This window comes from Saccharothrix sp. CCNWYY140, from assembly GCF_037401995.1.
Classification (GTDB): Bacteria; Actinomycetota; Actinomycetes; order Mycobacteriales; family Pseudonocardiaceae; genus Actinosynnema.
In genome coordinates, this window is the sequence record NZ_JBBEGC010000013.1 from 14,998 (window position 1) to 39,525 (window position 24,528).

Annotated in this window: 22 protein-coding genes; 10 read left to right on the forward strand and 12 right to left on the reverse strand. The window is 72.1% G+C overall.

The genetic code is table 11. The features are described 5' to 3' along the window. Positions 1-10: 10 nt before the first annotated feature. A complete protein-coding gene (locus WBN91_RS09865; RefSeq protein ID WP_337726932.1) occupies positions 11-661 on the forward strand; it encodes a maleylpyruvate isomerase family mycothiol-dependent enzyme in 651 nt (216 codons plus the stop codon). On the opposite strand, the gene WBN91_RS09870 is transcribed toward WBN91_RS09865, so the two are convergent. After that, complete coding sequence (locus WBN91_RS09870) at positions 658-1,863, reverse strand: MFS transporter (RefSeq protein ID WP_337726931.1); 1,206 nt, start codon at positions 1,861-1,863, stop codon at positions 658-660. The genes WBN91_RS09865 and WBN91_RS09870 overlap by 4 nt on opposite strands. A gap of 63 nt (positions 1,864-1,926) precedes the next feature. On the opposite strand from WBN91_RS09870, the gene WBN91_RS09875 reads away from it, so the two are divergent. From WBN91_RS09875 to WBN91_RS09885, 3 genes are read left to right on the forward strand one after another with little or no spacing between them, the layout of a single operon-like run. Continuing rightward, entirely contained in the window at positions 1,927-2,682 is a 756-nt protein-coding gene (locus WBN91_RS09875; protein WP_337726930.1) for a heparin lyase I family protein, read from the forward strand. Continuing rightward, positions 2,682-3,620 carry a DUF3500 domain-containing protein gene (locus WBN91_RS09880; RefSeq protein WP_337726929.1) on the forward strand — a complete coding sequence of 313 codons (939 nt, stop codon included), beginning with the start codon at positions 2,682-2,684 and terminating at the stop codon, positions 3,618-3,620. The genes WBN91_RS09875 and WBN91_RS09880 overlap by 1 nt, the downstream gene beginning before the upstream one ends. After that, a complete protein-coding gene (locus tag WBN91_RS09885; RefSeq protein ID WP_337726928.1) occupies positions 3,617-4,249 on the forward strand; it encodes an endonuclease V in 633 nt (210 codons plus the stop codon). The genes WBN91_RS09880 and WBN91_RS09885 overlap by 4 nt, the downstream gene beginning before the upstream one ends. Here WBN91_RS09885 and WBN91_RS09890 read toward each other — a convergent pair. From WBN91_RS09890 to add, 4 genes are all read right to left on the reverse strand, one after another. Then, positions 4,237-5,568: a family 4 glycosyl hydrolase gene (locus WBN91_RS09890; protein WP_337726927.1), complete on the reverse strand. Its 1,332-nt coding sequence runs from the start codon at positions 5,566-5,568 to the stop codon at positions 4,237-4,239. The genes WBN91_RS09885 and WBN91_RS09890 overlap by 13 nt on opposite strands. Further along, on the reverse strand, positions 5,565-6,431 hold the full coding sequence (locus WBN91_RS09895) for a LysR family transcriptional regulator (RefSeq protein ID WP_337726926.1): 867 nt from the start codon (positions 6,429-6,431) through the stop codon (positions 5,565-5,567). Before WBN91_RS09895 ends, WBN91_RS09890 begins: the two co-directional genes overlap by 4 nt. A gap of 66 nt (positions 6,432-6,497) precedes the next feature. Further along, positions 6,498-6,635, reverse strand: a complete 138-nt coding sequence (locus WBN91_RS09900; protein WP_337726925.1) for a hypothetical protein — start codon at positions 6,633-6,635, stop codon at positions 6,498-6,500. A gap of 14 nt (positions 6,636-6,649) precedes the next feature. After that, positions 6,650-7,543: an adenosine deaminase gene (add, locus tag WBN91_RS09905; protein ID WP_337726924.1), complete on the reverse strand. Its 894-nt coding sequence runs from the start codon at positions 7,541-7,543 to the stop codon at positions 6,650-6,652. A 120-nt stretch (positions 7,544-7,663) separates the two neighbouring features. Between add and WBN91_RS09910 the strand changes: the two genes are divergently transcribed. From WBN91_RS09910 to WBN91_RS09920, 3 genes are all read left to right on the forward strand, one after another. Continuing rightward, entirely contained in the window at positions 7,664-9,508 is a 1,845-nt protein-coding gene (locus tag WBN91_RS09910; protein WP_337726923.1) for a Xaa-Pro dipeptidyl-peptidase, read from the forward strand. A 94-nt stretch (positions 9,509-9,602) separates the two neighbouring features. Next, entirely contained in the window at positions 9,603-10,355 is a 753-nt protein-coding gene (locus tag WBN91_RS09915) for a peptidoglycan DD-metalloendopeptidase family protein (RefSeq protein ID WP_337726922.1), read from the forward strand. Positions 10,356-10,501: 146 nt separating this feature from the next. Then, the gene (locus WBN91_RS09920) at positions 10,502-11,527 is read left to right on the forward strand and encodes a DUF4192 domain-containing protein (RefSeq protein ID WP_337726921.1); all 1,026 of its coding nucleotides are present in this window, start codon (positions 10,502-10,504) and stop codon (positions 11,525-11,527) included. 356 nt (positions 11,528-11,883) lie between these two features. Here the strand turns inward: WBN91_RS09920 and WBN91_RS09925 are convergent, their stop codons facing one another. From WBN91_RS09925 to WBN91_RS09950, 6 genes are all read right to left on the reverse strand, one after another. After that, positions 11,884-13,032 carry an RNA polymerase sigma factor gene (locus WBN91_RS09925; protein ID WP_337726947.1) on the reverse strand — a complete coding sequence of 383 codons (1,149 nt, stop codon included), beginning with the start codon at positions 13,030-13,032 and terminating at the stop codon, positions 11,884-11,886. Between the two features lie 5 nt (positions 13,033-13,037). Next, positions 13,038-13,445, reverse strand: coding sequence for a YciI family protein (locus WBN91_RS09930; protein ID WP_337726920.1), 408 nt, complete (start codon positions 13,443-13,445; stop codon positions 13,038-13,040). A gap of 445 nt (positions 13,446-13,890) precedes the next feature. Further along, entirely contained in the window at positions 13,891-16,116 is a 2,226-nt protein-coding gene (locus WBN91_RS09935; protein ID WP_337726919.1) for a S9 family peptidase, read from the reverse strand. Next, the gene (gene galE, locus WBN91_RS09940; RefSeq protein WP_337726918.1) at positions 16,116-17,081 is read right to left on the reverse strand and encodes a UDP-glucose 4-epimerase GalE; all 966 of its coding nucleotides are present in this window, start codon (positions 17,079-17,081) and stop codon (positions 16,116-16,118) included. The genes WBN91_RS09935 and galE overlap by 1 nt, the downstream gene beginning before the upstream one ends. A 19-nt stretch (positions 17,082-17,100) precedes the next feature. Beyond that, positions 17,101-18,273 (reverse strand): galactokinase, encoded by a 1,173-nt coding sequence (galK, locus tag WBN91_RS09945; protein WP_337726917.1) that lies wholly within the window; start codon positions 18,271-18,273, stop codon positions 17,101-17,103. After that, positions 18,270-18,962, reverse strand: a complete 693-nt coding sequence (locus WBN91_RS09950; protein ID WP_337726916.1) for a metal-dependent transcriptional regulator — start codon at positions 18,960-18,962, stop codon at positions 18,270-18,272. Before WBN91_RS09950 ends, galK begins: the two co-directional genes overlap by 4 nt. Positions 18,963-19,023: 61 nt before the next feature. Between WBN91_RS09950 and WBN91_RS09955 the strand changes: the two genes are divergently transcribed. Then, positions 19,024-19,872 carry a sulfurtransferase gene (locus WBN91_RS09955; RefSeq protein ID WP_337726915.1) on the forward strand — a complete coding sequence of 283 codons (849 nt, stop codon included), beginning with the start codon at positions 19,024-19,026 and terminating at the stop codon, positions 19,870-19,872. Here the strand turns inward: WBN91_RS09955 and WBN91_RS09960 are convergent. Beyond that, on the reverse strand, positions 19,869-20,480 hold the full coding sequence (locus WBN91_RS09960; protein WP_337726914.1) for a hypothetical protein: 612 nt from the start codon (positions 20,478-20,480) through the stop codon (positions 19,869-19,871). The two genes, WBN91_RS09955 and WBN91_RS09960, sit on opposite strands and share 4 nt — an antisense overlap. A gap of 118 nt (positions 20,481-20,598) precedes the next feature. Here WBN91_RS09960 and WBN91_RS09965 point away from each other — a divergent pair, with 118 nt between their 5' ends. Together WBN91_RS09965 and WBN91_RS09970 are read left to right on the forward strand one after the other, a co-directional pair. Beyond that, a complete protein-coding gene (locus WBN91_RS09965; protein ID WP_337726913.1) occupies positions 20,599-21,783 on the forward strand; it encodes an acetoin utilization protein AcuC in 1,185 nt (394 codons plus the stop codon). A 2-nt stretch (positions 21,784-21,785) separates the two neighbouring features. Then, positions 21,786-24,437, forward strand: a complete 2,652-nt coding sequence (locus WBN91_RS09970) for a bifunctional acetate--CoA ligase family protein/GNAT family N-acetyltransferase (RefSeq protein ID WP_337726912.1) — start codon at positions 21,786-21,788, stop codon at positions 24,435-24,437. The last annotated feature ends 91 nt before the right edge of the window (positions 24,438-24,528 follow it).

A 24,528-nucleotide genomic window follows, 5' to 3' on the forward strand; every position in this document is an offset into this window, starting at 1 on the left:
GGGGGAAGTTGTGACGATCACCGCCGCCGCCCTGGCCGCGCACCGCCGCCTCGCCGAGCTGGTCGCCGACGTGACCGACGACCAGGCGCGCGAGCCGTCCGTGCTGCCGGGCTGGACGCGGGGTCACGTCCTGGCGCACGTCGAGGGCGTGACCGAGGCGATGGCGCGGCAGGCCGAGAACGAGGGCGCCAAGCTGGAGCCCTACCCCGGTGGCCGCGCCGGACGGGACGCGGTGATCGAACAACGGGCCGGGCGTTCGGTCGCCGAGCACCGGGAGGCGATCGCACAGGCCGTCGCACGGCTGGAGAAGGCCTGGGAGGGTGTCCAGGACTGGTCCACCCCGGTCGGCTACCGCGACGGCACGATGGAGGACACCGCGTACGCCGTGTGGCGCGAGGTCGAGATCCACACCTTCGACCTGGGACTCGGGCCGGTCACCTTCGAGCCCGACTTCTGCGAGCACGCGGTGGACTTCCTGGCCAAGCGCGTCCCGGACGGCGTCCAGCTCGCCCTGGTGTCGCCGGGTCGCAAGTGGACGATCGGCGCGGGCGAGCCGCACGAGCTGCGCGGCGAGGCCACCGACCTCGTGCTGTGGCTGGCCGGGCGCGAGCCGCTGGGCGAGGTCACCGGGACGCGGCCGGAGCTGAACCCCTGGCCCTAGTGCGGTGCGCGGGCCGTGCGGACCGGGGAGCGGGTGACCACCACCGCCTGCGCCACCAGGCCCGCCACGGCCACCCACAGCGCCGCGCGGTGCCCGAGCCAGCCCGCCAGCAGGCCGCCCAGCGGCGCGCCGACCACGATCATGGCCCGGTTCAGCGAGCGGATCGTGGCGTTCATCCGGCCCTGGAGGTGGTCGGGCGTGATGGCCTGCCGGTAGCCCATCTCCGGCGGGCTGTCCACGCCCACGCCGAAGCCCCACAGCAGTTGCGCGGCCGACAACAGGACCAGGCCCGTCACCGTCGAGTCCGCGAACGGGACCAGCGCGTAGGCCACCGGCGTCAGCCACCGGCCCAGCACGATCGCCCCGCCCGGACCGCCCAGCACGGCCACCACCCGGTCGGACAGGGACGCGCCGACCACCGTCCCCACCCCGCCCACCGCGAACGCGATGCCCAGCTCGAACGCCGAGAACCCCAGCACGTCGTGCCCGAACAGCAGGAACACCGTCGCCGCCAGCCCGGTGAACAGGAACCACGCGTGCGACGTGACCGCCAGCGGGCGCAGGACCGGGTGCCGGTACACCCACGCCAGGCCTTCGCGGAGCTCACGGCGCAGGTTCCGGCGTTCGGGCGGCACGACCTCCTCGTCCACCCGGATGGTGGCCAGCACCAGCCCCGACACCAGGTACGACACCGCGTCCACCAGGATCGCCAGCGGCGCGCCCACGGCCGTGACCAGCCAGCCCCCGACGGTCGGCCCGGCGGACTGGGCCGTCGCCCGGGTCTGCTCCATGCGGGCGTTGGCGGTGGTCAGCCAGGTCGCCGGCACCAGTTTGGGCAGGAACGACTGGTGTGCCGCGTCGTACACCAGCGACAGCGCGCCGAACACCGTGACCAGCACGTACAGCACGGGCGGGGTCAGCGCGCCGGCCGCGTGCAGCACCGGCACCAGGCCCAGCACGACGAAGCGCGCCAGGTCCGCCCCGACCAGGATCGGCCGCCGCCGGTACCGGTCCACCACCACGCCCGCCAGCAGGCCGAACAGCAGGTACGGCACCCACGGGGCCGCGCGCAGCAGCCCGACCTCGAAGTCGGACGCGGCCAGGTCGTCCATCGCCAGGAACCCCAGCGCCAGCGTCGTGATGTGCGTGCCGACCAGCGACACCGTGTCCGCGGCCCAAAATCGTCGGAATGCTCTTGTCAACTCGCCCCCTTTGGTAACAAGCTTGCCAAACCGCCGCGTGTCTTCGTGGTGGAAGGAGACGACGTGGAAGTCACCCGTCGTTCAGTGCTGGCCGGTCTCGCGGCATCGCCGCTGCTCATAGGAGGTGGGGTGGCACACGCGGCCACGTGGCGCCTCAAGTGGAGCCCTACGGGCCTGAGCGGGTTCGAGAGCATCGAGGACGACCGTGCGGACTCGCACCCCGGCGTCAAGCACATCTACATGCAGGGCACGGACTACCGGTTCGACATGCACACGCGGGACCGCGACACGTCCACGGACCGGCAGCGCAACGAAGTCGCCGGTATGCGCACCAACGGCGCGAACGTGAACATCTACAAGGGCGAGACATGGCGCTTCAGGTACTCCATGTACATCCCCAGCACCCTTCAGGCGACAACCACGTTCACGCACATCATGCAGACCAAGATGCCCGGTGTGGGAACGTCCCCAGTGACCGTGATGTCGCTGCGGCGCACCAACGGGGTGCAGAAGATCGAGTTCAAGGTCTTCGAGGGCAACGTGCTGGTCGGCAACACCGACCTGGCTCCGCTGCACAACAAGTGGATCGACACCGTGGTCGAGATCGGCGTGGGCGACGGCTCGTCCGGCCGCGTCCGGTGGATCCTGCGCAGCGGTGGCACGACCGTGCTGGACAAGACCCGCACCGGCGTGGACACGTGGCTGGGCGACCGGCTGCGCCCCAAGTGGGGCATCTACCGGTCCCTGGGCGACACCTCCGGTTCGATCAAGGACTGCCACCTGCTGCTGCGCGATCTGAGGGCAGATAAGTTCGAGTGATGCTGCACGAGATCGCCGAGGCCACCCGCCGCTTCCTCGACCTGCTCGACGAGGGGCAGCGCGCGGCGGCGGTGCGGGACGTCGCCGACGACGACCTGCGCCGCACCTGGGCCTACACGCCCGGCCCGCGTCCCGGGCTGGTCCTCGGCGATCTCGACCGCACCCAGCGCAAGGCCGTGCACGGGCTGCTGGCGTGCGTCCTCAGCCCGCACGCCTACGCGCAGACCGTGAGCGTGATGGCATTGGAGGACGTGCTGGACGACCGCGAAGCCGGGCGCCGCGACCGGCACCAGGGCGACTACTGGACCGTCCTGCTCGGCGAACCGGGCTCCGACGAGCCGTGGGGCTGGCGCGTCGAGGGCCACCACCTGTCGGTGAGCGTGGTGGTCGCCGACGGCCGCGTGTCGGCCACGCCGTTCTTCCTGGGCGCGAACCCGGCGCGGGTGACCTACCGGGGCCGGACGGTGTCGCAGCCGCTGCGGCTGGAGGAGGAACTGGCCCGCGAACTGCTTGACCGCATGGGCCGCACCGCACGCGGCTTGGCCGTGGTGTCCGACCAGCCGCCACCGGACCTCTACACCGGCAACGACTCCACGATCGGCGACATCGAGCCGCAGGGCGTGACGCCGGCGCAGCTGGACCGGGCCTCGCGCGGCCTGCTGGTGGGCCTGGTCCGCTACTACCTGGACCGCCTGCACAGCGACCTCGCCGACGAGGAGTTTGACCAGCTCGACCTGGACCGGCTGCACTTCGCGTGGCAGGGCTCGGCGTCGCGCGGCGCCGGCCACTACTACCGCATCCAGGGTCCCGAGCTGTTGATCGAGTACGACAACACGGCCAACGACGCCAACCACGCGCACACGGTGTGGCGCAGGCGGTCCGGCGACTTCGGCGACGACCTGCTGGCCGCGCACCGGGCGGCGGTGAGGCACGAGTGACACCGGAGGAGGCCGTCGCCGAACAGGAGCGGCTGCGGGTTCTCGTGCGTCCGGAGACCGATCCGGGGTTCACCGTGCGGCACGTGGCCGGGCTGGACGTCGCCTACGCCGACGACGACCGGGTGGTCGGGGCGGTGGTGGTGCTGGACGCGGTGACGCTGGAGACCGTGGACACGGCGGTGGTGGCCGGTGTCGCCGACTTCCCCTACGTGCCCGGACTGTTCGCTTTCCGCGAGCTGCCGACGCTGCTGGAGGCCCTGGACCGGCTGACCGTGCGCCCGGACCTGCTGGTGTGCGACGGGCAGGGGCTCGCGCACCCGCGCCGGTTCGGGCTGGCCTGCCACATCGGGGTGCTGACCGACCTGCCGAGCGTCGGGGTGGCGAAGACGCCGATGGGGCACTTCGAGATGCCGTCCGACGAGCGGGGCGCGTGGACCGAGCTGGTGGACGACGGCGAGGTGGTAGGACGGGCGTTGCGGACGCGGGCCGGGGTGAAACCCGTGTTCGTGTCCGTGGGGCACCGGATCGACCTGGACCGGGCGTGTGTCGAGGTGCTGCGGCTGTGCTCGGTGCGGCTGCCCGAGACGACCCGGCGGGCGGACGCGCTGGGCCGGGCTCACCTAAGGTAGGCCAGCTCCGGGTGGCGGTCGAGGTAGGTGTCCAGCAGGCTCTTCGCGGTCTTGGTGGAGTCGACGAGCGGGTGCAGGCCGAACGCCTGCAACGCGGCGGGGTACGTGCCTTCGAGGACGAGCCGGTCGATCGCTTTGATCGTCTGCACCAGTCCGGCGGCGTGGTCGGGCAGGGGGCTGACCGGGTTCGGCTGCGCGCCGTGCTTGTCGACCGTGCACGGCACTTCTACTACGGCCTGTGAGTCTAGTGTGGACAGTGTGTTTCCGTTGCGGACGTTGAGGATGAGCGTGGCTCGTTCGTCGTTGGCGATGGCGTGCATGAGCTTCAGGGCCACGTGCTCGTAGCCGCCGCCTTCGAGTGAGTCGCGCTCCTGCTTCATGTAGGTGGCTTCGCGTTCGAGCCGGGTGGTCTCCCAGTCGACTTCGCCGTCGTAGAACCGTTTTTGTTGGCGCAGCAGGAACGCGCCCCGGTCGTCACCCATCGCTTCGCGGGTGTCGTAGTAGTAGTGCAGGTACTCGTTCGGGATGACTCCCAACGCCCGCAACCACTCCGCGCCGAACAGCCGACCTTCCTCGAAGCTCCGCAGCGCTTCCGGGTTGTCGAGCAGGCGGGGTAGCAGGTTCTCTTCCCCGGTGTAGACGCCTTGCAGCCAGCCGAGGTGGTTGAGCCCGGAGTAGTCGAACCGCGCGTTCTCGACTCGCAGTGCTCGTTCCACGCGGCGGCACAGGCCGTAGGGGGAGTCGCAGATGCCGATGACCCGGTCGCCGAGGTGCTCGGCCATCGCCTCCGTGATCAGTCCGGCGGGGTTGGTGAAGTTGATGACCCAGGCCTGCGGGGCGACTTCGGCGACTTTCCGAGCTATTTCCCGCGCCACCGGCACGGTTCGGAGCCCGTATGCGATCCCGCCAGCGCCCACGGTTTCCTGCCCGAGCACCCCGTGCGCGTGCGCGACCTGCTCATCGATCGCCCGCCCGGCCAACCCGCCAACCCGAATGGCGGAAAAGACGAAGTCCGCGCCCCGCAACGCCTCATCGAGATCGGTGGTCGCCCACACGCGAGGCTGGTGCGTGGCCTCCGGCCCCCGATGTCCATTGTCCCACGGGGGACCGACAATTCCCTCGCCGTCGTCGTGGTTGTCGGTCCCCCGTGGGACAATGGAAGCGGGGGCCGGAGGCCGCCCCAGCACTTCCCGCACACGGTCCAGCCGCGCGGCGTCCACGTCGTGCAGGACCAGTTCGTCCACGAGCCCGTCGCCCACCAGCGCCCGGTGCACCAGGGGCACCCGGAACCCGCCACCGCCCAGGATCACCAGCCTCACAGCACACATCCTGCCTCGCCCAGCAGCCCGATGAACGCCCGGGTCAACGGGTCGGGCTCCTTGTGGCCATAGGCGACCAACGTCCGCCGCACCGGCGGCTCCACGCGCAGCACCAGCCCGTCGAACGCCTCCGGCAGCACGTTGCGCGGCACCAGCGCCGGACCGAGACCGGCCGCCGCCAGCACCGGTGCCGCCGCCGTCTGCTCGGTCCGCACGCGCGCCCACGGCTGGAACCCGCGCTCTCGGCACACCGCGTCCACCAGGTCCGCCAGCCCGTTGCCCGGCGCGTAGTGCACCCACCCCTCGTCGGCGAACACCCGCAGGTCCACCGGCGACCGCAGCCCCGAATCCGCCGGCACCACCACCACGAACTCCTCCACCCCGAGGACGTGCGCGAACCCGGGCCAGTTCGGCGGCTCCGGCCCGACCGCCACGTCCGCCCGGCCCTCGGTCATCGCCTCCCGCAGGTCGTCGCCGTGCCGGTGCTCGAACAGCCTGATCCGCACGTCCGGGTGCCGCGCCCGCCACTCCCGCAGCACCGGCGGCAGCACCCCGAGGGTCACCGAGTGCAACGTCGCCACGTGCAGCTCACCGCACTCCAGCCCGCCCGCGCGCCGGGCCGCCGTCACCGCCCGCTCCGCGCCGGCCAGGGCCTGCCGGGCGAACGGCAGCCAGGCCCGACCCGCCGGCGTGAGCCGCACGGTGCGCGGGAGCCGGTCCAGCAGCGGCGTTCCCACCGCCTCCTCCAGCGCCCTGATCTGGTGCGACAGCGCCGGCTGGGTGACGTGCAGCAGTTCGGCGGCCCGCGTGAAGGACCCCTCCTCCGCGACCGTGACCAGGTACTCGAACTGCCGCAAGCTCATGAGTCAGCTTATTGCCGCCGGCAGAGCCATGCTTTGGACTTATGGGTGATGTCCGCACACGATCGGTCAGGATCCCTGTTCCGCCGCGGTGATCGCGGCGAGGATCTCGGCTTTCCGCTCCGGTGAGGCGAAACTGGCGTGCACGCCCGCGCGGGCCAGGTCCGCCAGCTCGCCCCGGCCCAGGCCGAACTCCTCGTGGCACAACAGGTATTCGGCGTTCAGGTCGGTGTGGAACTGCCGGGGTCGTCGGTCGCGAGGGTCACCGGGACCCCGGCTTCGAGCAGCTTCGGCAGCGGGTGCTCGCGGAGGTCGCGGACGGCGGCGGTGCGCAGGTTCGAGGTCGGGCACACCTCCAGCACGATCCCGTTGTCCCGCAGGTGGGCCAGCAACTCGGGGTCGCGGACGGCGGCGGTGCCGTGGCCGATCCGCTCCGCGCCCAGGTCCCGCAGCGCCTCCCAGACCTGGTCCGGCCCGGTGGTCTCGCCCGCGTGCGGGACCGACCGCAACCCGGCCTCGCGGGCCCGCGCGAACGCCTCCCGGAACGCCCGGCGCGGCGCGTCGGACTCGGCCCCGCCCAGTCCGAACCCGACGGTGCCCGGCGGACGGTGATCCACGGCGTAGCGGGCGCTGGTCAGGCCGAAGTCCCGATCCCACGTGCCGGGAACGTCGAACACCCACGCCAGGTCGACGCCGTGCTTCTCCCACGCTTCGGCCCGGCTGGAGGCCAGGGCCTCGTCCAGCTCGTCGGGCGCGATGCCGGCCCGCAGGTGGCTGGTCGCGCTCACCGTCACCTCGGCGTACCGGACGTTGCGCCGCGCCTGCTCCTCGGCCAGTCCCACCACCAGGGCGGCCACGTCGTCGCCGGTCGTCACCAGGTCGTTGACCTTGGCGTAGACGTCGATGAAGTGGGTGAAGTCGGTGAACTCGTAGAACGCGCGGAGCTCGGCCTCGTCGGTGGGCACGCCGCGGTGCGGGTGCCTGCGGGCGAGGGTGAGGACGGTGTCGAGGGAGGCTGACCCGACGAGGTGGACGTGCAGCTCCACCTTGGGCAGCGCGGCGATGAATTCACGCATGGCGCGGGCGAGTCTGCACACGTTGTCAGCGCTGGTCAAGCCGCCGATCGTCGGGTGTCGATACAGTGTCCACTGTGGACTTGACGGCCACTTGACACGTCTTGTGTCACAGGGGAAAGGTCTGCACGGACCTGTCGTGGACATGATGGGGGAACTGCCGTGAAGGGTGTTCGGAGAGCCGCGGTGCTCGCGGCTCTGGTGACGCTGCCCCTGGGAGCGCTGCCCGCGGTCGCTTCGGCCGCGGAAGGCCCGGTCTTCAAGGACGGCGAGGCGCAACCCGTCTTCGACCCGAAGGACGTGGTCAAGGAATCCGTGTGGGTCCGCGCGCCGGTCGACAGCGACCGGGACGGGCGGGACGACGAGGTGTACACCGAGGTGGTGCGCCAGAAGGCCACCGACAGGGGGCTGAAGGTCCCCGTGGTGTTCTTCAACAGCCCGTACTTCTCCGGTGGCAACGACGTGGCCAACCACAACGTCGACGTCGAGCTGTACGTGCCCAACAAGCACGGCGGTTACGACAAGCGCGACGGCTCGGTGCTCAAGGCACAGGCCGACGAGCGCATCGCCGCGGCCGTCGGCCCCAACGCCGGTCCCATCCGGTCCGGTCGGTACGAGGACTACTTCATCTCGCGCGGCTTCGCGATGGTGTACGCGGAGTCGCTGGGCACCGGCAAGTCGTCGGGCTGCCCGACCTCGGGCGGGCGCAACGAGACCATCGGGTCCAAGGCGGTCGTGGACTGGCTCAACGGCCGCGCCACGGCCCGCGACGCCGCCGGCGCCGACGTGAAGGCCACCTGGACCACCGGCAACACCGCGATGATGGGCGTGTCCTACAACGGGACCCTGCCCAACGCCGTGGCGTCCACCGGGGTGGAGGGGCTCAAGGCCATCGTGCCCATCGCGGCCATCTCCTCCTGGTACGACTACTACCGCGCGGACGGCACCGTGGTCGCGCCCGGCACGTTCCAAGGCGAGGACCTGGACGTGCTCGCCGAGTACGTCTACACGCGCGCCGACCGCGAGATCTGCAAGCCGGTGATCGCCGAGATCGCCCGCAAGCAGGACCGCGTGACCGGTGACTACAGCGAGTTCTGGGAAGAGCGGAACTACGTCAAGGACGCCTCGAAGGTCAAGGCGGCGGTGCTCGCCGTGCACGGCCTCAGCGACTGGAACGTCAAGGTCAAGCACGTGCACCAGTGGTACGAGGCGCTGAAGAAGCACGGCGTCGAGCACAAGATCTGGCTGCACCAGGCCGGGCACACCGACCCCGACACGCTGCGGTCGGTCGAGTGGCGGCGCACGGTCAACCGGTGGTTCTCGCACTACCTGTACGGCATCGACAACGGCGTGGAGAAGGAGCCGAAGTCGACCATCCAGCGCGAGGACAAGACGACGTGGACCGACGAGGCCGACTGGCCCGCCCCGGGCACGTCCTCGGCGCGGCTGTTCCCGTGGGCCGGCGGTTCGGCCAAGGGGGCGCTGCGGTCCGCGGCCGTTCCGGGCAAGGCGGTCGTGGAGTCCTTGCGCGACGACTCGTCCAAGCTCGCCGAGGACCTGGTGGACCTGCCCAGCTCCGGTAACCGGCTGTCGTACGCGACTCGCGTGTCGTCGGCCGACCTACGCCTTTCGGGTGTCGCCCGGGTGGACCTGGCGATCTCGTTCGACCGGCCCGCGGCCAACGTGACCGCGCTGCTGGTGGACCGGGCGCCGGACGGCACGAGCCACATCGTGACGCGGGGCTGGACCGACCCGCAGAACCGGGTGGACCCGTCCCGGACCAAGCCCATCGCGCCTGGTCACACGTACCGGGTGGAGGTGGAGTTCGAACCCCAGGACTACGTCGTGAAGGCGGGTCACACGATCGAGTTCGTGCTGATCTCGAGCGATTACGACTACACCTTGCGGCCTAAGCCGGGTGCGGGGCTGTCCATCGACCTGACCTCGACGTCGGTGGAACTCCCCGTGGTCGGTGGGGCGGCGGCGTTGCGCCGATCGGTTGGTTAGGAAGTAATTCACGAAGTTGGCATCTCGTTAGACTTCCACTAAGGCGGCTGGGCGTGGTCCGATCACCACACCCAGTCGTCAAGGAGGTTGGCAGATGCGCCGCGTCTTAGTCACCGCCCTCGTCGCGCCGCTCTTCGGCCTCGCCCTCACCGCGGGCGAGGCCGTGGCGGCTCCGGCCTTCCAGTTGCCGTTCCCGTGCGGGCAGGTCTGGGAGGGGCAGACCCGGACCAACCACAGCCCGCCCAACTCGGTGGACTTCAACCGCACCAACGATGACGGCGACCCGGTCGTGGCCTCCGCGGGCGGCACCGTGACCCGGGTGGCGAACGAGGGCAGCGTCAGCTACGGCCGGTGGATCGAGATCGACCACGGCGGTGGCTGGCGGACCCGGTACGCGCACCTGTCCGCGCAGCGGGTGTCCGTGGGGCAGACCGTGCGGATCGGGCAGCAGATCGGCAACGTCGGAACCACGGGTGGTTCCACCGGGCCGCACCTGCACTACGAACAGCGGCTCAACGGCGCGGACCAGAAGGCCGTGTTCAACGGGACGCTGGCCTACTACTGGGGCACCCGCAGCTACACCAGCCGCAACTCGTGCAGCGGCGCGACCGGGACGGTCAACACCAGCGGCTCCAACCTGACCGTCCGCTCCGGCCCGGGGACGAACTACACGGCCGTCGGTTCGGTGGCGGACGGGGCCACGGTGACGATCCGCTGCCAGGCGGTGGGGGAGTCGATCACCGGCACTTACGGCACCACGAACCTGTGGGACAACATCGGTTCCGGTTACATCTCCGACGCTTACGTGTACACGGGCTCGGACGGCCGCGTGGCTCCTGACTGCTGATTTTTCTTCCTTTACGCCGCCCCGGTTGCCTTTATGCACCGGGGCGGCGTTCACTTTCGGGGTCCCTATCGGGTGACAAGCCGAAGTTGTCCACAGATCCTCCTCGTCCGCCGGCTTTTTCTTTTCCCGGTCGGCACAGTCGAGTCATGACCACTTCCGTGAACGTGGCCGGGGACGTGCGAACTCCCGGCGAACTGATCGCCGCCGTGCCGCACCTGATCGGCTTCCACCCGACCGAATCGGTGGTGCTTGTGGTGCTGGTGGGCCAGACCGTGGAACAGACCCTGCGCGCCGACCTGCCGGAGCCGATCCACGACCGCAGAGCCGCCGACCACCTGGCCGCGCCGTTGGTCCAGTACCCGAACCGCCGCCGGGCCGTGGCCCTGATCGTCGGCGGCGGCCGTGGCGACCCTCCCGAACGGCTGCCGCGGGAGCACTTGGTCGCGCACGTGGAGGCTTCGCTGGCCGAGGTGGGCGTGCCGGTGGCGTGCGCGATCTGGACACCGGCGACCGCCAAGGACGCCCCGTGGTTCAACTACCACGACCTGGGCGACGAGGGCACCGTCCCCGACCCGACCACGACGGCGCTGGCCGCCATGTCGGTGGCGAAGGGCTTGATCACCTACCCGAACCGCGACAGCCTCGCCGACACCCTGAACCCGGACCCGGAGGAGGTCCTGACCCGCCGCTCCCGAGCCCTGGACCGCTTGGTGGCCGAACACCAGGCCCTGGCCTACGACGACCCGACGACCCTCAGCCGCCACCACGCCCTGGTCCACGCCGAGATCACCCGGGCCAGGGACCGAAAACGCCCGCTGACGGACGCCGAGGTGGCAGCCCTGGCATTCGCCTTGTCGGACTTGGTGGTCCGCGACGCGAGCCTGTCGTACGCGGTGGGCGAGCACGCCAGGGAAGCCGAAACCCTCTGGGCGGAACTGACCCGAGCCAGCCCCCTCCCGGAACGCGCCGAACCCGCGACCCTGCTCGCTTTCTCGGCCTACATCCGAGGCGACGGCGCCTACGCGGCCATCGCTCTGGACAGGGCACAGGAAGCCCAATCAGACCACCGCCTGGCCAGACTGCTGCGCTTGGCACTGGAGAAAGGAATGCCACCGGCCACAGTCCGCCAATTGGCAGAACGAGCCGCCGACCTCCACCCCGACCGGTCCTGACACCGAAAGGAGCACGGCCACCCGCAAACCTCCACAACCGCCGACCCACGCCCGCGCGGGCCGACACACCACCGCAACCCGCGAGCCGCGAGCCACAGCCCGGGAGCCGCGGCCCGCCAGCTGTGACCCGCGTGCGGCAACGCACCTGCCGCCGAGCCGGCGCACCCGCCAGCGAACCGGCGCACCCACCGCCCGGCCGGCGCACCCACCGCCCGGCCGGCGCACCCACCGCCCGGCCGGCGCACCTACCGCCCGGCCGGCGCACCCACCGCCCGGCTGGCGGACCTACCGCCCGGCTGGTGGCTGGCGGCTGGTGGCTGGTGGTAGGTCGCGTGGGTGGTGCGCGATCGGCGGGGTTAGTCGGGGTGGGTGGTGGCGTTGAGGCGGGCTGCTTGGCGGGTCAGGTGGGCGCGTTCGGGGAGGTTGGCGGCCTTGTGGGCGGCCTCCGCGTACAGGCGGGCGGCGGTGGGGAGGTTGCCGGCGCGTTCGTGCAGGTAGGCGGCGGCTGCGGTGTGGCGGGGGAGGGTGTGGTCGCAGGTTTCCAGTTCGGCCAGGCCGGCCTGGGGACCGTCGGCCTCGCCTATCGCCACGGCGCGGTTGAGGCGGACGACCGGGCTGTTCGTCAGGCGCAGGAGTTCGTCGTACCACTCGACGATCTGGACCCAGTCGGTCTCGGCGGCGGTCTGGGCATCGGCGTGGAGGGCGGCGATGGCGGCTTGGGCCTGGAACTCGCCCAACCGGTCGCGAGCTAGGGCCGCTTGCAGGATCTCCACGCCCTCGGCGATGGAGGTGGTGTCCCAACGGGTTCGGTCTTGCTGGGAAAGAGGGATGAGGCTGCCGTCCGGGGCGGTCCGGCTCGCGCGGCGGGCGTGGTGGAGGAGCATCAGGGCCAGCAGGCCCGCCACCTCCGGGTGGTCGATGACGGCCGCCAGCTGCCGGGTCAGGCGGATGGCTTCGGCGGACAGGTCGAGGTCGCCGGTGTAGCCCTCGTTGAAGACCAGGTACAGCACGCGCAGCACGGTGGCCACGTCACCGGGCTGGTCCAGGCGCACGCCCGAGACGGTGCGCTTGGCCCGGCTGATGCGCTGCGCCATCGTCGCCTCAGGGACGAGGTACGCCTGCGCGATCTGCCGGGTGGACAGGCCGCCCACGGCGCGCAGCGTCAGGGCGACCGCCGACGACGGGGTCAGGGAGGGGTGTGCGCACAGGAAGTAGAGCTGGAGGGTGTCGTCGACAGAGGAGGCGGGGCCGGGTTCGACCTCGGCCTCTACGTGGTCCTCGCGGCGGCGGCGGGCGCTGTCGGCTCGGGTGGCGTCCAGGAAACGGCGCCAGGCCACCGCCACCAGCCAGCCCTTGGGGTCGCGGGGCGGGTCGGTCGGCCACGTGCGGACGGCTTCCAGCAAGGCGTCCTGCACGGCGTCCTCGGCCGCCGCGAAGTCGGCTCCGCGGCGGACGAGGATCGCGAGCACGGTCGGGGTGAGGCTCCGGATCAGGGCCTCGTCGATCGACGTCATTCGGTGACGGTGGGCGGGACCGCGTAGAAGGGGCGCAGTTCCAGCCACTCGTGGATGGGCTTGCCGCCCGCACCGGGCGCGGCCGACAGCTCGCCGGCCAGCTCGACGGCGCGCTCGTAGGTGTCCACGTCGATGATCATCCACCCGGCGATGAGGTCCTTGGTCTCGGCGAACGGCCCGTCCGTGACCGGCGGACGCCCCTCGCCGTCGTAGCGGACCCACGTGCCCTCCGGGGCCAGGGCCTGGCCGTCGACGAACTCGCCGGTCTGCTCCAGCCGGTCGGCGAAGTCGCGCATGAACTGGATGTGCGCGGAGATCTCCTCGGGCGTCCACTGCTCCATCGGGACGTCGTTGACCGGGGTCGGAGCGCCGCGGTAGTGCTTGAGCAGGAGGTACTTGGCCATCGTCGTTCTCCTCGGTGCTGGTGCGACCCCATTGTGGGGCGCGTTCACACCGGGGACGGAGCCGCGCGCCCGTTCTCGACATCGCCGGCCGAGAATCCGCAGAGATTTTTTCCGGACCCGGGTGGACCGGCGGTGACCAGGGCCGACGCCCGCACCCGCGCCACGCACCCCGCTGCACGCGCCACGCCCTCGCGCCACGCCCTCGCGCCACGCCCTCGCGCCACGCGCCACGCACCCGCTGCACATGCCGCCCAGCGCGCCCCGCCCACATGCCCGCCCCGCGCGCCCGCTCCACATGCCCGCCCCGCGCGCCCGCTCCACATGCCCGCCCCGCGCGCCCGGCCGGAGGTGCCCCACGCGTCCCCCTCGCGGGTGCGTGGGGCGGGTGCGTGGTGGCGACGCGCTCGGGGTCGGTCGAAGTGGGTGCGGAGCGGGAGCGGGGCGGTCAGAGCAGGTCTGGGCGTTTCCAGGGTTCGCCGAGGACGTGTTCGGCCAGGAAGGCGAAGATCGTCTCGTACCAGACCTTGGTGTTGCCGGGGGTGAGGATCCAGTGGTTCTCGGTCGGGAAGTACAGGAACTTCGCCGGCACCCCGTGCCGCACCAGGTCGAAGAACAGCCGCTGGCCCTCGCCGACCGGGACGCGGTAGTCCTTGTCGCCGTGGATGACCAGCATCGGGGTCTTGATGTCGGCCACCCGCATGTGCGGTGAAAACGCGCGGACCCGTTCGGCGTCGTGCTGCGGGTCGCCGACCTCGCGGATCCAGTAGTACGAGCTGTCCGTGGTCCCGGTGAACGCGTCCAGGTGCCACAGCGACGCGTGCGTCACGATCGCTTTGAACCGGTCGGTCTGCGTGGCGATCCAGTTCGCCATGTACCCGCCGAACGACCCGCCCATCGCGGCGGTCCGGCTGTCGTCGATGTCCGGCCGCCGCACGGTGACGTCCGTGATCGCCATCAGGTCCGTGTACGGCTTGTCGCCCCAGCTGCCCCACCCGGCCTGGATGAACTCCTGCCCGTACCCCAGCGACAGCGCCGGGTCGGGCAGCAGCACGGCGTAGCCCCGCGCGGCCATCAGCCACGGGTTCCACCGCCAGCTCCACGCGTTCCAGCTCATGATCGGACCGCCGTGCACCCAGAGCAGCAGCGGCGCGGGGTCGTCCGCCGAGCAGCCGGCGGGCAGCACCAGCCACGCCCGGACGGTCCGGCCGTCCTCCACGACGGTCGACACCTCGGTCAGCGTGCCCGGCAGGGACTCGACGGCACCGGGCGCGGGCAGGGCGACCGGCTCCTGGTCCACGCCTTCCAACTCCAGCCGCACCGGCTGCGGAGGGTGGTCCCACGCGCTGCGCAGGGCGTACACGTGGTCGCGACCCACGATGACCTCGCTGTACGCGCCGGACGCGGTCAGCCGCACGACCTCCGACGTCGCCAGGTCCAGCCGGAAGATCGGCTGGTGCCCCCGCTGCGCGGCGGTGAAGTACACGGCACGGCCGTCCGGGGCGACGACCGGGTGCTCGACCTCCTCGACGAGTTCCGCCGCCAGTTCGGTGATCTCGCCGGACAGCGAGATCCGCACCAGCGTGTTGCGCCACACCCGATCGGCGGTGGAGTCCAGCGCGCGCACCGCGACCACGCCCGACGAGTCGGGCAGGAACGCGACCTGCATGAACGAGTGCCCGTCCTGGTCGGCCAGGACCCGGCTGGACGACCCGTCGGCCGCCGCGAGCCGCAGCCGCACCCGGGCACCGTAGGACGCGCTCACATCGACCCGCTCGGTGTGCACGACCCACTGGCCATCCGGGCTGATCACCGCTGCGTCGTCCAGGCGGGCGGCGGAGTCCGGCGTCAGATCGACCAGGTCCGCAGCGGAGATGCGCTCGCCGCCCGAGTCGCCGGGACCGGCCGCTGTGGCGGGCCTGGCGGGGGCTGCGGGGCTGGCTGCCGCGGCTGACCCGGCCGTGCCGGTGGAGCCGGCGGCTGCGGCGGGGCCGGCGGGGGCCGTGGAGCCGGCGGGTGTGGCCGAGGTGGCAGGAGTGGAGCCGGGCAGGGTGCAGGTGAGGAGGCGGGGGTAGGCGGGGCCGAGGTCGGAGTCCCAGTACCGGATCGGGTAGGACTCGTGCAGGATCGCCGTCACGCCCGCGTCCTCGCGGGCCTTGCGCCGGTCGCCGTCCCGGTCGAACTCGCCGCCGGGGTGTGCGCCCGCCGTCAGCAGCAGCGTGCCCGTCTCGCCCGCCACCACGACCCGGTCCACGCCGCCCGCCGGGCGGAACAGCTCGTGGGCCTCGCCGACCGGGGGCAGCAGCCACAGCGCGGTCTTGTCCTTGCCGACGCCGGCACCAGCCCCTGCCCCGGCCCCAGCGCCACTGCCGCCAGAGTTGCCGGACTTGGCCTCCTGGTCCGGGCGCGTGGACAGGAACAACAAATCACCCGAGGGCGCGAACACCGGTGTGGACTCGCTCTTCGCGCCGCGGGTCAGTCGTCGTGCCGGGCGTTGGCCGGTCGGGTCGAGTTCCCACAGCGCGCCCTGCCAGGTCTTGCCGTCCGCCGCCAAGTCCGACACCACGGCGACCAGGCGTGTGCCGTCGGGGGACAGGGCCAGTGACCCGATCCTCGGCATCCGGGTGTACGCGGTCAGGTCGGCGAAGTCCTCCGCCGAGATCCCCGCGCCCATCAGGCCCCCTGCGACCGGGACCGGGTGAACTCCCACGCGTCGCGGACGATGCCGGCCAGGTCGACCCGCTCGGGCTTCCAGCCCAGTTCGGTGCGCGCCTTCTCGCTGGACGCCACCAGGACCGCCGGGTCACCCGCGCGGCGCGGTGCCACGTCGGCCGGGATCTCGTGGCCGGTGACCGAGCGGCACGCGTCGATGACCTGCTTGACGGTGAAGCCGAAACCGTTGCCCAGGTTGTAGATCCGGTGCTCGCCCGCCGTGGCCGCGCCGATGGCCTTGACGTGCGCGTCGGCCAGGTCGACCACGTGGATGTAGTCGCGCACGCAGGTGCCGTCCTCGGTCGGGTAGTCGTCGCCGTACATGGCGACCTTCTCCCGCGTGCCGGACGCGACCTGGAGCACGATCGGGATCAGGTGCGTCTCGGTGGCGTGCCGCTCGCCGAACCGCCCGTACGCGCCGGCCACGTTGAAGTACCGCAGCGACACCGCCGCCAGGCCGTGCGCCGCCGCGTACCCGGTGATGGCGTGGTCGATGGCGAGCTTGGTCGCGCCGTAGGTGTTGGTCGGCCGGGTCGGCGCGGTCTCCAGGATCGGCACCTCGTCGGGCTCGCCGTAGCAGGCCGCCGTCGAGGAGAACACCAGGCGCGGGGTGCCGTGCACCAGCATCGCGTCCAGCAGCTTGAGCGCGGTGCCGACGTTGCCGTGCCAGTACTTCGCCGGGTCCTGCATGGACTCGCCGACCAGCGACTTGGCCGCGAAGTGCAGCACGCCGTCGTAGCCCTCGGCCAGGACCTCGTCGATGACGTCGTTGATGTCGGCCGCGATGAGCCGGACCCCGTCGGGGACCGCGTCGGCGTGCCCGGTCGACAGGTCGTCGAGCACGACCACCTCGTGTCCCGCCTCGACCAGTCGAGCCGCGCACACGCTGCCGACGTACCCAGCACCGCCCGTCACGAGCAGCTTCACCGTGATCCCCGCTTTCCTCTTATTCGTCGCGCCCCGCGCCCGCCGAGGGCACGGCCGTGAAGGTCCTCGGGGTGGCCAGGCCGCGCCGCGCGAACGCCGCGAGCACCTCCCGCACCACCTCGTCGTGCCGGTCGACGGGCGTCAGCGCGATCGCCGACCCGCCGAACCCGCCGCCGACCATGCGCGCGCCCAGCGCGCCCGCGGCCAGGGCAGCGTCCACCGCGACGTCCAGTTCCAGGCAGGACACCCGGTAGTCGTCGCGCAGGCTCTCGTGCGACGCGGTCAGCAGCGGCCCCAGGCCCGCCAGGTCCTCCGCGCGCAGCAAGTCCACCGAGCGCAGCACGCGCTCGTTCTCCGTCACCACGTGCCGCACCAACGGCCGCAGCCGCTCGGGCAGCCGGTCCGACACCCCGTCCAGTTCGGCGAGGTCCACGTCCCGCAGCGCCGGGACGCCCAGCAGCGCCGCCGCCTCCTCGCACCCCGCCCGCCGCGCGCCGTAGCCGCCGTCGAGGTTCGAGTGGTGCGCGCGGGTGTCCACGACCAGCACTTCCAGCCCGGACGCCGCCGCGTCGAAGGGCACCTGCTCGGCCTTGCCCGAGCGCACGTCCAGGAACAGCACGTTCGACTCGGTGCACAGCAGCGACGCGGTCTGGTCCAGCAGACCGGTCGGCGCGCCGACGAAGTGGTTCTCCGCCCGCTGCACCCAGCGGGCGATCGCGGGCCGGTCCTCGGGCACCCCGGCCAGCCCCAGCAGGGCCAGGGCGACCGCGCACTCCAGCGCGTGCGACGACGACAACCCGGCGCCGGCGGGCACGTCACCCGCGACGACGAGGTCCGCGCCGGACGACACGCCTTCGTCGCGCAGCACCCACGCCACCCCGGCCACGTACGCGGGCCACCCGGTCACGACGCCGGGTTCCAGGGCCGCGACCGCCACCGGCTCGGCGCGCTGCACGCCGCCGTCGTCGCCGAGGGTCGCCACGGTCAGCAGGCCGTCGGCGCGCGGCGCCGCCGCCACGGCCGTGCGGTGGGGCAGGGCGAAGGGCAGCACGAACCCGTCGTTGTAGTCGGTGTGCTCGCCGATCAGGTTGACCCGACCGGGCGCCGACCACACGCCGTGCGGTGCGGTGCCGTGCAGGCGGCCGAACGCCGCCGCGGCCCGCCGTGCCTGCCCCTCCTGCCCCAGGCTCACCTCGCCTGCACCAGGACCGCGTGCGCGACCGACGGGTCGAGCTCGGCCGTCGTGCCGTTGCCGCGGACCTGCACCACCTTCGCCCCGCCCATCGATTCGACGTCCACCGTGCCGCCCGGCACGACGCCCGCCGCCTTCAGCTCGGCCATCAGGTCCGGGTCGAGCTGCACGTGCTCGGCGATCCGCCGCACCTCGACGCGACCGCCGCCGCGCCGGGCCACCTCGTCCACGCGGACCAGGTCGGCCTCCGCCGGCGGGGCGGGCTCGCCGTCGCCCAGCTTGTCCAAGCCGGGGATGGGGTTGCCGTAGGGGGAGGTGGTGGGGTTGCCCAGGAGCTTGACCAGCTTGCGCTCGACGGCCTCGCTCATGACGTGCTCCCAGCGGCACGCCTCGCTGTGCACGTGCTCCCACTCCAGGCCGATGATGTCGACCAGGAGGCGTTCGGCGAGCCGGTGCTTGCGCATGACCGCGATGGCCAGGTTGCGCCCTTGCTCGGTCAGCTCCAGGTGGCGGTCGTCGGCGACGACCACCAGGCCGTCGCGCTCCATCCGCCCCACGGTCTGGCTCACCGTGGGACCGCTCTGGCCGAGCCGCTCGGCGATGCGGGCGCGCAGAGGCACGACGCCCTCTTCTTCGAGCTCGTAGATCGTGCGGAGGTACATCTCCGTGGTGTCGATGAGGTCGTTCACACCCGCTCCCCTTCGTATGGTGCCAATGCTAGTCGCCCGGTGAAAGGTGCAGGATGGTGCCGTGCATCCATTGATCAGCACCGAAGCCCTGGCGTCCGCGCTCGCCGACGCGGCCGGCCCCGTCGTGGTGGACGTCCGCTGGCGGCTGGGCGGACCTCCCGGACGCCAAGACTACGAGGTCGGGCACCTGCCCGGCGCGCACTTCCTCGACCTGGACACCGACCTGTCCGCCGCGCCCGGCGCCGGCGGGCGGCACCCGCTGCCCGACCCCGCCGACTTGCAGCGCGTGCTTCGCTCGATCGGGATCTCCCAAGGTCACCCGGTCGTGGCGTACGACGGCGGTGACGGCTCGGTCGCGGCCCGTTTGTGGTGGCTGCTGCGGTGGTCCGGGCACCGCGAGGTGGCCGTGCTGGACGGCGGGTTCGCGGCGTGGGTCGCGGAGGGCCGGCCGGTGACGGCGGAGGTCCCGACGGCCACCGAGGGTGACATCGTGGTCGAGCCCGGCGCGATGCCGGTGGTGGACGCCGACGAGGCCGCGACCCTGGCCCGCGAGGGCGTCCTGCTCGACGCCCGCGCCGCCGCGCGCTACCGGGGCGAGACCGAGCCGGTGGACCCGCGCGCGGGTCACATCCCGGGCGCGCACAACGCCCCGTCCACCGAGCACGTCGACGACGACGGCCGTTGGCGTGGCGCGGCGGCGCTGGCGGAGCGGTTCCAGGCGCTGGGCGTGCGCGACGGCGTGCGCGTGGGCGCTTACTGCGGGTCGGGCGTGACCGCGTCCTCGGTCGTGCTGGCCCTGGAAGCGGCCGGTGTGACGAGCCCGGATCGTCCGGCTGAGCTGTACGCCGGGTCGTGGTCGCACTGGTGCGTCGACCCGTCCCGCCCCTTGGCGACCGGGCCGAACCCCTAGGCGTTGGGGATCTTCTCGAAGCCCTTCTCCGCGAGCTTCAGGGCGGCGTCGCACGGGTTGCCGCCCTCGTCGAACGGCGTCACGTTCGCGGTGAAGGCGGGGATCAGCCCGGCGGTCTGGGGCTCGTCCAGCACGACGACGACGGTGCAGGAGCCGTCCTCCTGCACCTCGTACGCGGTGTTGCCGCCGACCTCGAACTCGCGCGCCTCGCCCTCGTGGAAGTCGAACCCGACGCGGAACAGCACGAGGGTGAACGGCTCCTCGGTGCTCTGCACGCACCCCTTGTCACCGGGCTTCTTCGCGCCCACGGCCGCCGCGACCTCCTCGGGCGTGAGCAGCTCGCAGCTGTCGTAGCCCTCGGACTTCTTGCGGGTGCCGATCTTGAGGTTGCCGCCCGAGCTGCCCGGCTTGGTCGCGGTGGTGCTCTCGGCGGTCTTCTTGCCGCTGGTGGAGGACTTGGTCGTGCTGGGCTTGCCGGACGTGGTCTTGCCGGCGCTCGTCCCGCCCGCGGCCGGCTTCGCGGAGCCGGTGACCGTCGTGGCGCACGCGGAGAGGCCGAACACGAGGGCCAGCGCCAGCGTGGCCGTGAGGGTGGTGGAGCGTCGCATTCCTGTCTGACCCCGTTCCGACGCGCGGGGTTCCACCTTCGATGGCCGCATTCCGCCCCTGCTCGTCGCGGCAGACTCTAGGACCTGGAGATCCGCTCCGTGGGTTAGGTTGCCGTTCATGGGCGCCGAACAGGTCAACGCTGCCGTCGTGTGGGACGAGTCCTTCCTCGCCTACGACCTCGGCGGCGACCACCCGTTGAACCCGGTCCGGCTGGACCTGACCATGCGTCTGGCACGGTCACTGGGCGTCCTCGACGGCGTCGAACCGATCGTCCCGCAGCCCGCGACCGACGCCGAGATCGAGCGCGTCCACGAGCCGTCCTACCTGTCCGCCGTGCAGGCCGCGCCGATGGCCGCGTGGGACGTCGGCCACGGCCTGGGCACCGCCGACAACCCGGTCTTCGAGCGGATGCACGAGGCGTCCGCGCTGGTCGTGGGCGGTTCGCTGGCGGCGGCGAGGGAGATCGCCGCCGGGCGGGCCAAGCGGGCGGTGAACATCGCGGGCGGGCTGCACCACGCCATGCGCGACCACGCCGCCGGGTTCTGCGTCTACAACGACTGCTCGGTCGCCATCTCGTGGCTGCTGGACAACGGGTTCGACCGCATCGCCTACATCGACTCCGACGTCCACCACGGCGACGGCGTCCAGGACGCGTTCTACGACGACCCGCGCGTCCTCACCGTCTCCCTGCACCAGAACCCGCTCAGCCTGTGGCCGGGCACCGGACGCCCCTCCGAGCTGGGCGGACCGGGCGCGGAGGGCACCGCCGTCAACCTCGCGCTGCCGCCGGGCACCCGCGACCCGGGCTGGCTGCGCGCCTTCCACGCCGTGGTGCCGGCGCTGCTGCGGAGTTTCCGGCCGCAGATCCTGGTCACCCAGTGCGGCGTGGACACCCACCGCGAGGACCCGCTGGCCGACCTGGCGCTGTCCGTCGACGGGCACCGCGCCATCTACCGGACCTTCCGCGACCTGGCCGAGGAGGTCGCCGGCGGCCACTGGCTCGCGCTGGGCGGCGGCGGGTACGAACTCGTCCGGGTCGTCCCCCGGTCGTGGACGCACCTGCTGGCCACCGCGCTGGACCGGGACGTCGACCCGGCGACCCCGCTGCCCGCCGACTGGGTCGCCGACACCGCCAAGCGCGCCCCGAACTGGCCGCTGCCCTCCACCATGTCCGACGACGCGGACGTGGCGTTCGAGCCGTGGGGCGGCGACGCGGACACCCCGCTGGACGCCGCCGTCCGCGAGACGCGCCGCGCGGTGTTCCCGCTGCACGGCCTGGACCCCGACGACCCGAGGGACTGACGGTGGACCCGTACGACTACCCCCGGACCTGGGAGGCCGACGTCGTCCTGAGCGACGGCGGCACCGTCCACCTGCGCCCGATCACCCCCGACGACGCCGAGAAGCTGCTCGCCTTCCACGGCAGGCTCTCCGAGCGCACCCGGTACTTCCGCTACTTCGGGCCGTACCCGCGGATGCCGAAGCGGGACGTCGAGCGGTTCACCACCGTCGACCACGCCGATCGGGTGGCGTTCGTCGCGCTCCTGGGTGACGACATCGTGGCCGTGGGCCGCTACGACCGGCTCGGCGGCGGGGGCAGCGCCGAGGTGGCGTTCGTCGTCGAGGACGAGCACCAGGGCCGGGGCCTCGGGTCGATCCTGTTGGAGCACCTGGCGGCGGCAGCCCGCGAGCGCGGCCTCAGCCGGTTCACCGCCGAGGTGCTCGCCGAGAACGGCCAGATGGTGCGGGTGTTCCGGGACGCCGGTTACAAGGTCAGCCGCGCGTTCGAGGAGGGCGCGTTGCACCTCGAGTTCGACATCGACCCGACCGAGGAGTCGGTGGCCGTGGCACGGGCGCGGGAGCAGGCCGCCGAGGCGCGCAGCGTGCACAACCTGCTGCACCCGAGGTCGGTGGCCGTGATCGGCGCGTCGACCGACCCGACCAAGATCGGTCACGCGGTGCTGGCGAACCTGCTGGAGGGCGTCTTCCACGGCCCGGTCTACCCGGTCAACGCCGAGCACCGGTCGGTGCGCGGGGTGAGGGCGTACCCGTCGGTGCTGGAGATCCCCGACGACGTGGACCTCGCGGTCGTGGCGGTGCCCGCGGCGGGCGTGGACGACGTCATGGACGCCTGCCTGGCCAAGGGCGTGAAGGCGCTGGTCGTGGTGACGTCCGGGTTCGGCGAGACCGGTCCGGGCGGGCTGAGCGCGGAACGCCGCTTGGCCGCCGAGGCACGGGCGCACGGGATGCGCGTGGTCGGCCCGAACGCCTTGGGCGTGCTCAACACTGATTCTTCGGTCCGCCTGAACGCCACCCTCGCGCCCAAGCTCCCCGGCCGGGGCCGGACCGGGTTCTTCTGCCAGTCCGGTGCCCTGGGCACGGCGATCCTGGCGGCGGCGGCCGAACGCGGTCTGGGCCTGTCGACGTTCGTGTCGGCGGGCAACCGGGCCGACGTGTCCGGCAACGACCTCCTCCAGTACTGGGAGACCGACCCGGCGACGGACGTGGTGCTGCTGTACCTGGAGTCCTTCGGCAACCCGCGCAAGTTCGCGCGCCTGGCCCGGCGGCTCGGGCGCACGAAGCCGATCGTGGCGGTGAAGTCCGGCCGGCACGCCGTGACCCCTGCGCTCGCGGCGACGGGCGTGCAAGTGGACGAGTCGAGCGTGCAGGCACTGTTCGAACAGGCTGGCGTGATCCGCGTGGAGTCCCTGGCCCAGTTGTTCGACACGGCCCTGCTACTGGCCCACCAGCCCCTGCCCGCCGGCCCACGCGTGTCGGTCGTCGGCAACTCGACGGCGATCGGCCTCCTGGCAGCGGACACCGCCCTGGCCCAGGGCCTGGAACTGGCCGGCCCACCCGTGGACGTAGGCGCGCAGGCCGACCCGGAGGTGTTCGCCAAGGCCGTGCAGGACGCGCTGGCCAACCCCGACACCGACGCCTTGGTGGTCGTCTTCGTGCCCCCGCTGGCCGTGCCCGGGACGGCGTTCGCCAGGGCACTGAGGGACGTCGCGGGCACCAAGCCGATCGTCTCGACGTTCCTCGCGGTGGAGGGCGTCCCGGACGAACTGGCCGTGCCCGGCCCCGACGGTGCCCCCGGCCGGGGATCGGTGCCGTCCTACCCCAGCCCAGAACGCGCGGTGCTCGCCCTCGCCCGCGCAACCCGCTACGCGAGATGGCGCTCCTCGCCCCAGGGCCACTTCGTCCGTCCCGAGGGTATCGACGCCGAGGCCGCACAGGCTTTGGTCGACTCCCTGCACCTGTCCGAAGAACGTCGCGTCGACGACGAGACCGCCGTCCGCCTGCTCGCGTGCTACGGCGTCGAGCTGGTGCCGTTCCGGGTGGTGTCGTCGGCAGACGAGGCTGTGGCGGCGGCGGTCGAGCTGGGCTACCCGGTGGCCATGAAGTCCGTCGACGAACGCCTGCGCCACCGAACCGACCTGGTAGGCGTCCGCCTGGACCTGACCGGCGAGGACGCCGTGCGCTCGGCGTACGACATGCTGGCGGAGGTGTCCGAACGGCCGGACGTGTATGTCCAACGCATGGCCCCCAAGGGCATTTCGTGCGTGGTGGGCCTACAAGACGACCCGTCCTTCGGCACCTTGGTTTCCTTCGGCCTGTCGGGCTTGGTCAGCGACCTCCTGGGCGACCGCGCGTACAGAGCGGTCCCTTTGACGGAAACCGACGCCCACGCCCTGGTCCGCGCTCCCAAGGCAGCTCCGTTGTTGGCGGGTTATCGGGGCGGGGAATCGGCAGACCTGCCGGCGTTGGAGGAACTCGTCCTGCGCTTGGCGGCACTGGCGGAAGACCTGCCAGAGGTCCGAGAACTGGCCTTGGAACCCGTCCTGGCAAGCGCAGCCGGCGCATACGTAACCAGCGCCCGCCTCACCCTGGGCCCACCCCCATCCCGCCACGACACCGGCCCTCGCCGCCTACGCTCCCCAGGCGGCACACGCTAGCCAACCCGCACACCACAACCCACCGCACGCCTTCCCGCCCGCAGGGCGCGCTTTTCACGTAGCTCGCGCAGCAGACCTCCTACCTGGGCTT

Bases quoted from the DNA above. Each gene is read 5' to 3' on its own strand.
- WBN91_RS09920 (WP_337726921.1), top strand. From the start codon at position 10,502: ATGACCACTTCCGTGAACGTGGCCGGGGACGTGCGAACTCCCGGCGAA.
- WBN91_RS09965 (WP_337726913.1), top strand. From the start codon at position 20,599: ATGGGCGCCGAACAGGTCAACGCTGCCGTCGTGTGGGACGAGTCCTTC.
- WBN91_RS09895 (WP_337726926.1), bottom strand. From the start codon at position 6,431: ATGAGCTTGCGGCAGTTCGAGTACCTGGTCACGGTCGCGGAGGAGGGG.
- WBN91_RS09960 (WP_337726914.1), bottom strand. From the start codon at position 20,480: ATGCGACGCTCCACCACCCTCACGGCCACGCTGGCGCTGGCCCTCGTG.
- WBN91_RS09880 (WP_337726929.1), top strand. From the start codon at position 2,682: ATGCTGCACGAGATCGCCGAGGCCACCCGCCGCTTCCTCGACCTGCTC.
- WBN91_RS09935 (WP_337726919.1), bottom strand. From the start codon at position 16,116: ATGGGCGCGGGGATCTCGGCGGAGGACTTCGCCGACCTGACCGCGTAC.
- WBN91_RS09930 (WP_337726920.1), bottom strand. From the start codon at position 13,445: ATGGCCAAGTACCTCCTGCTCAAGCACTACCGCGGCGCTCCGACCCCG.
- WBN91_RS09915 (WP_337726922.1), top strand. From the start codon at position 9,603: ATGCGCCGCGTCTTAGTCACCGCCCTCGTCGCGCCGCTCTTCGGCCTC.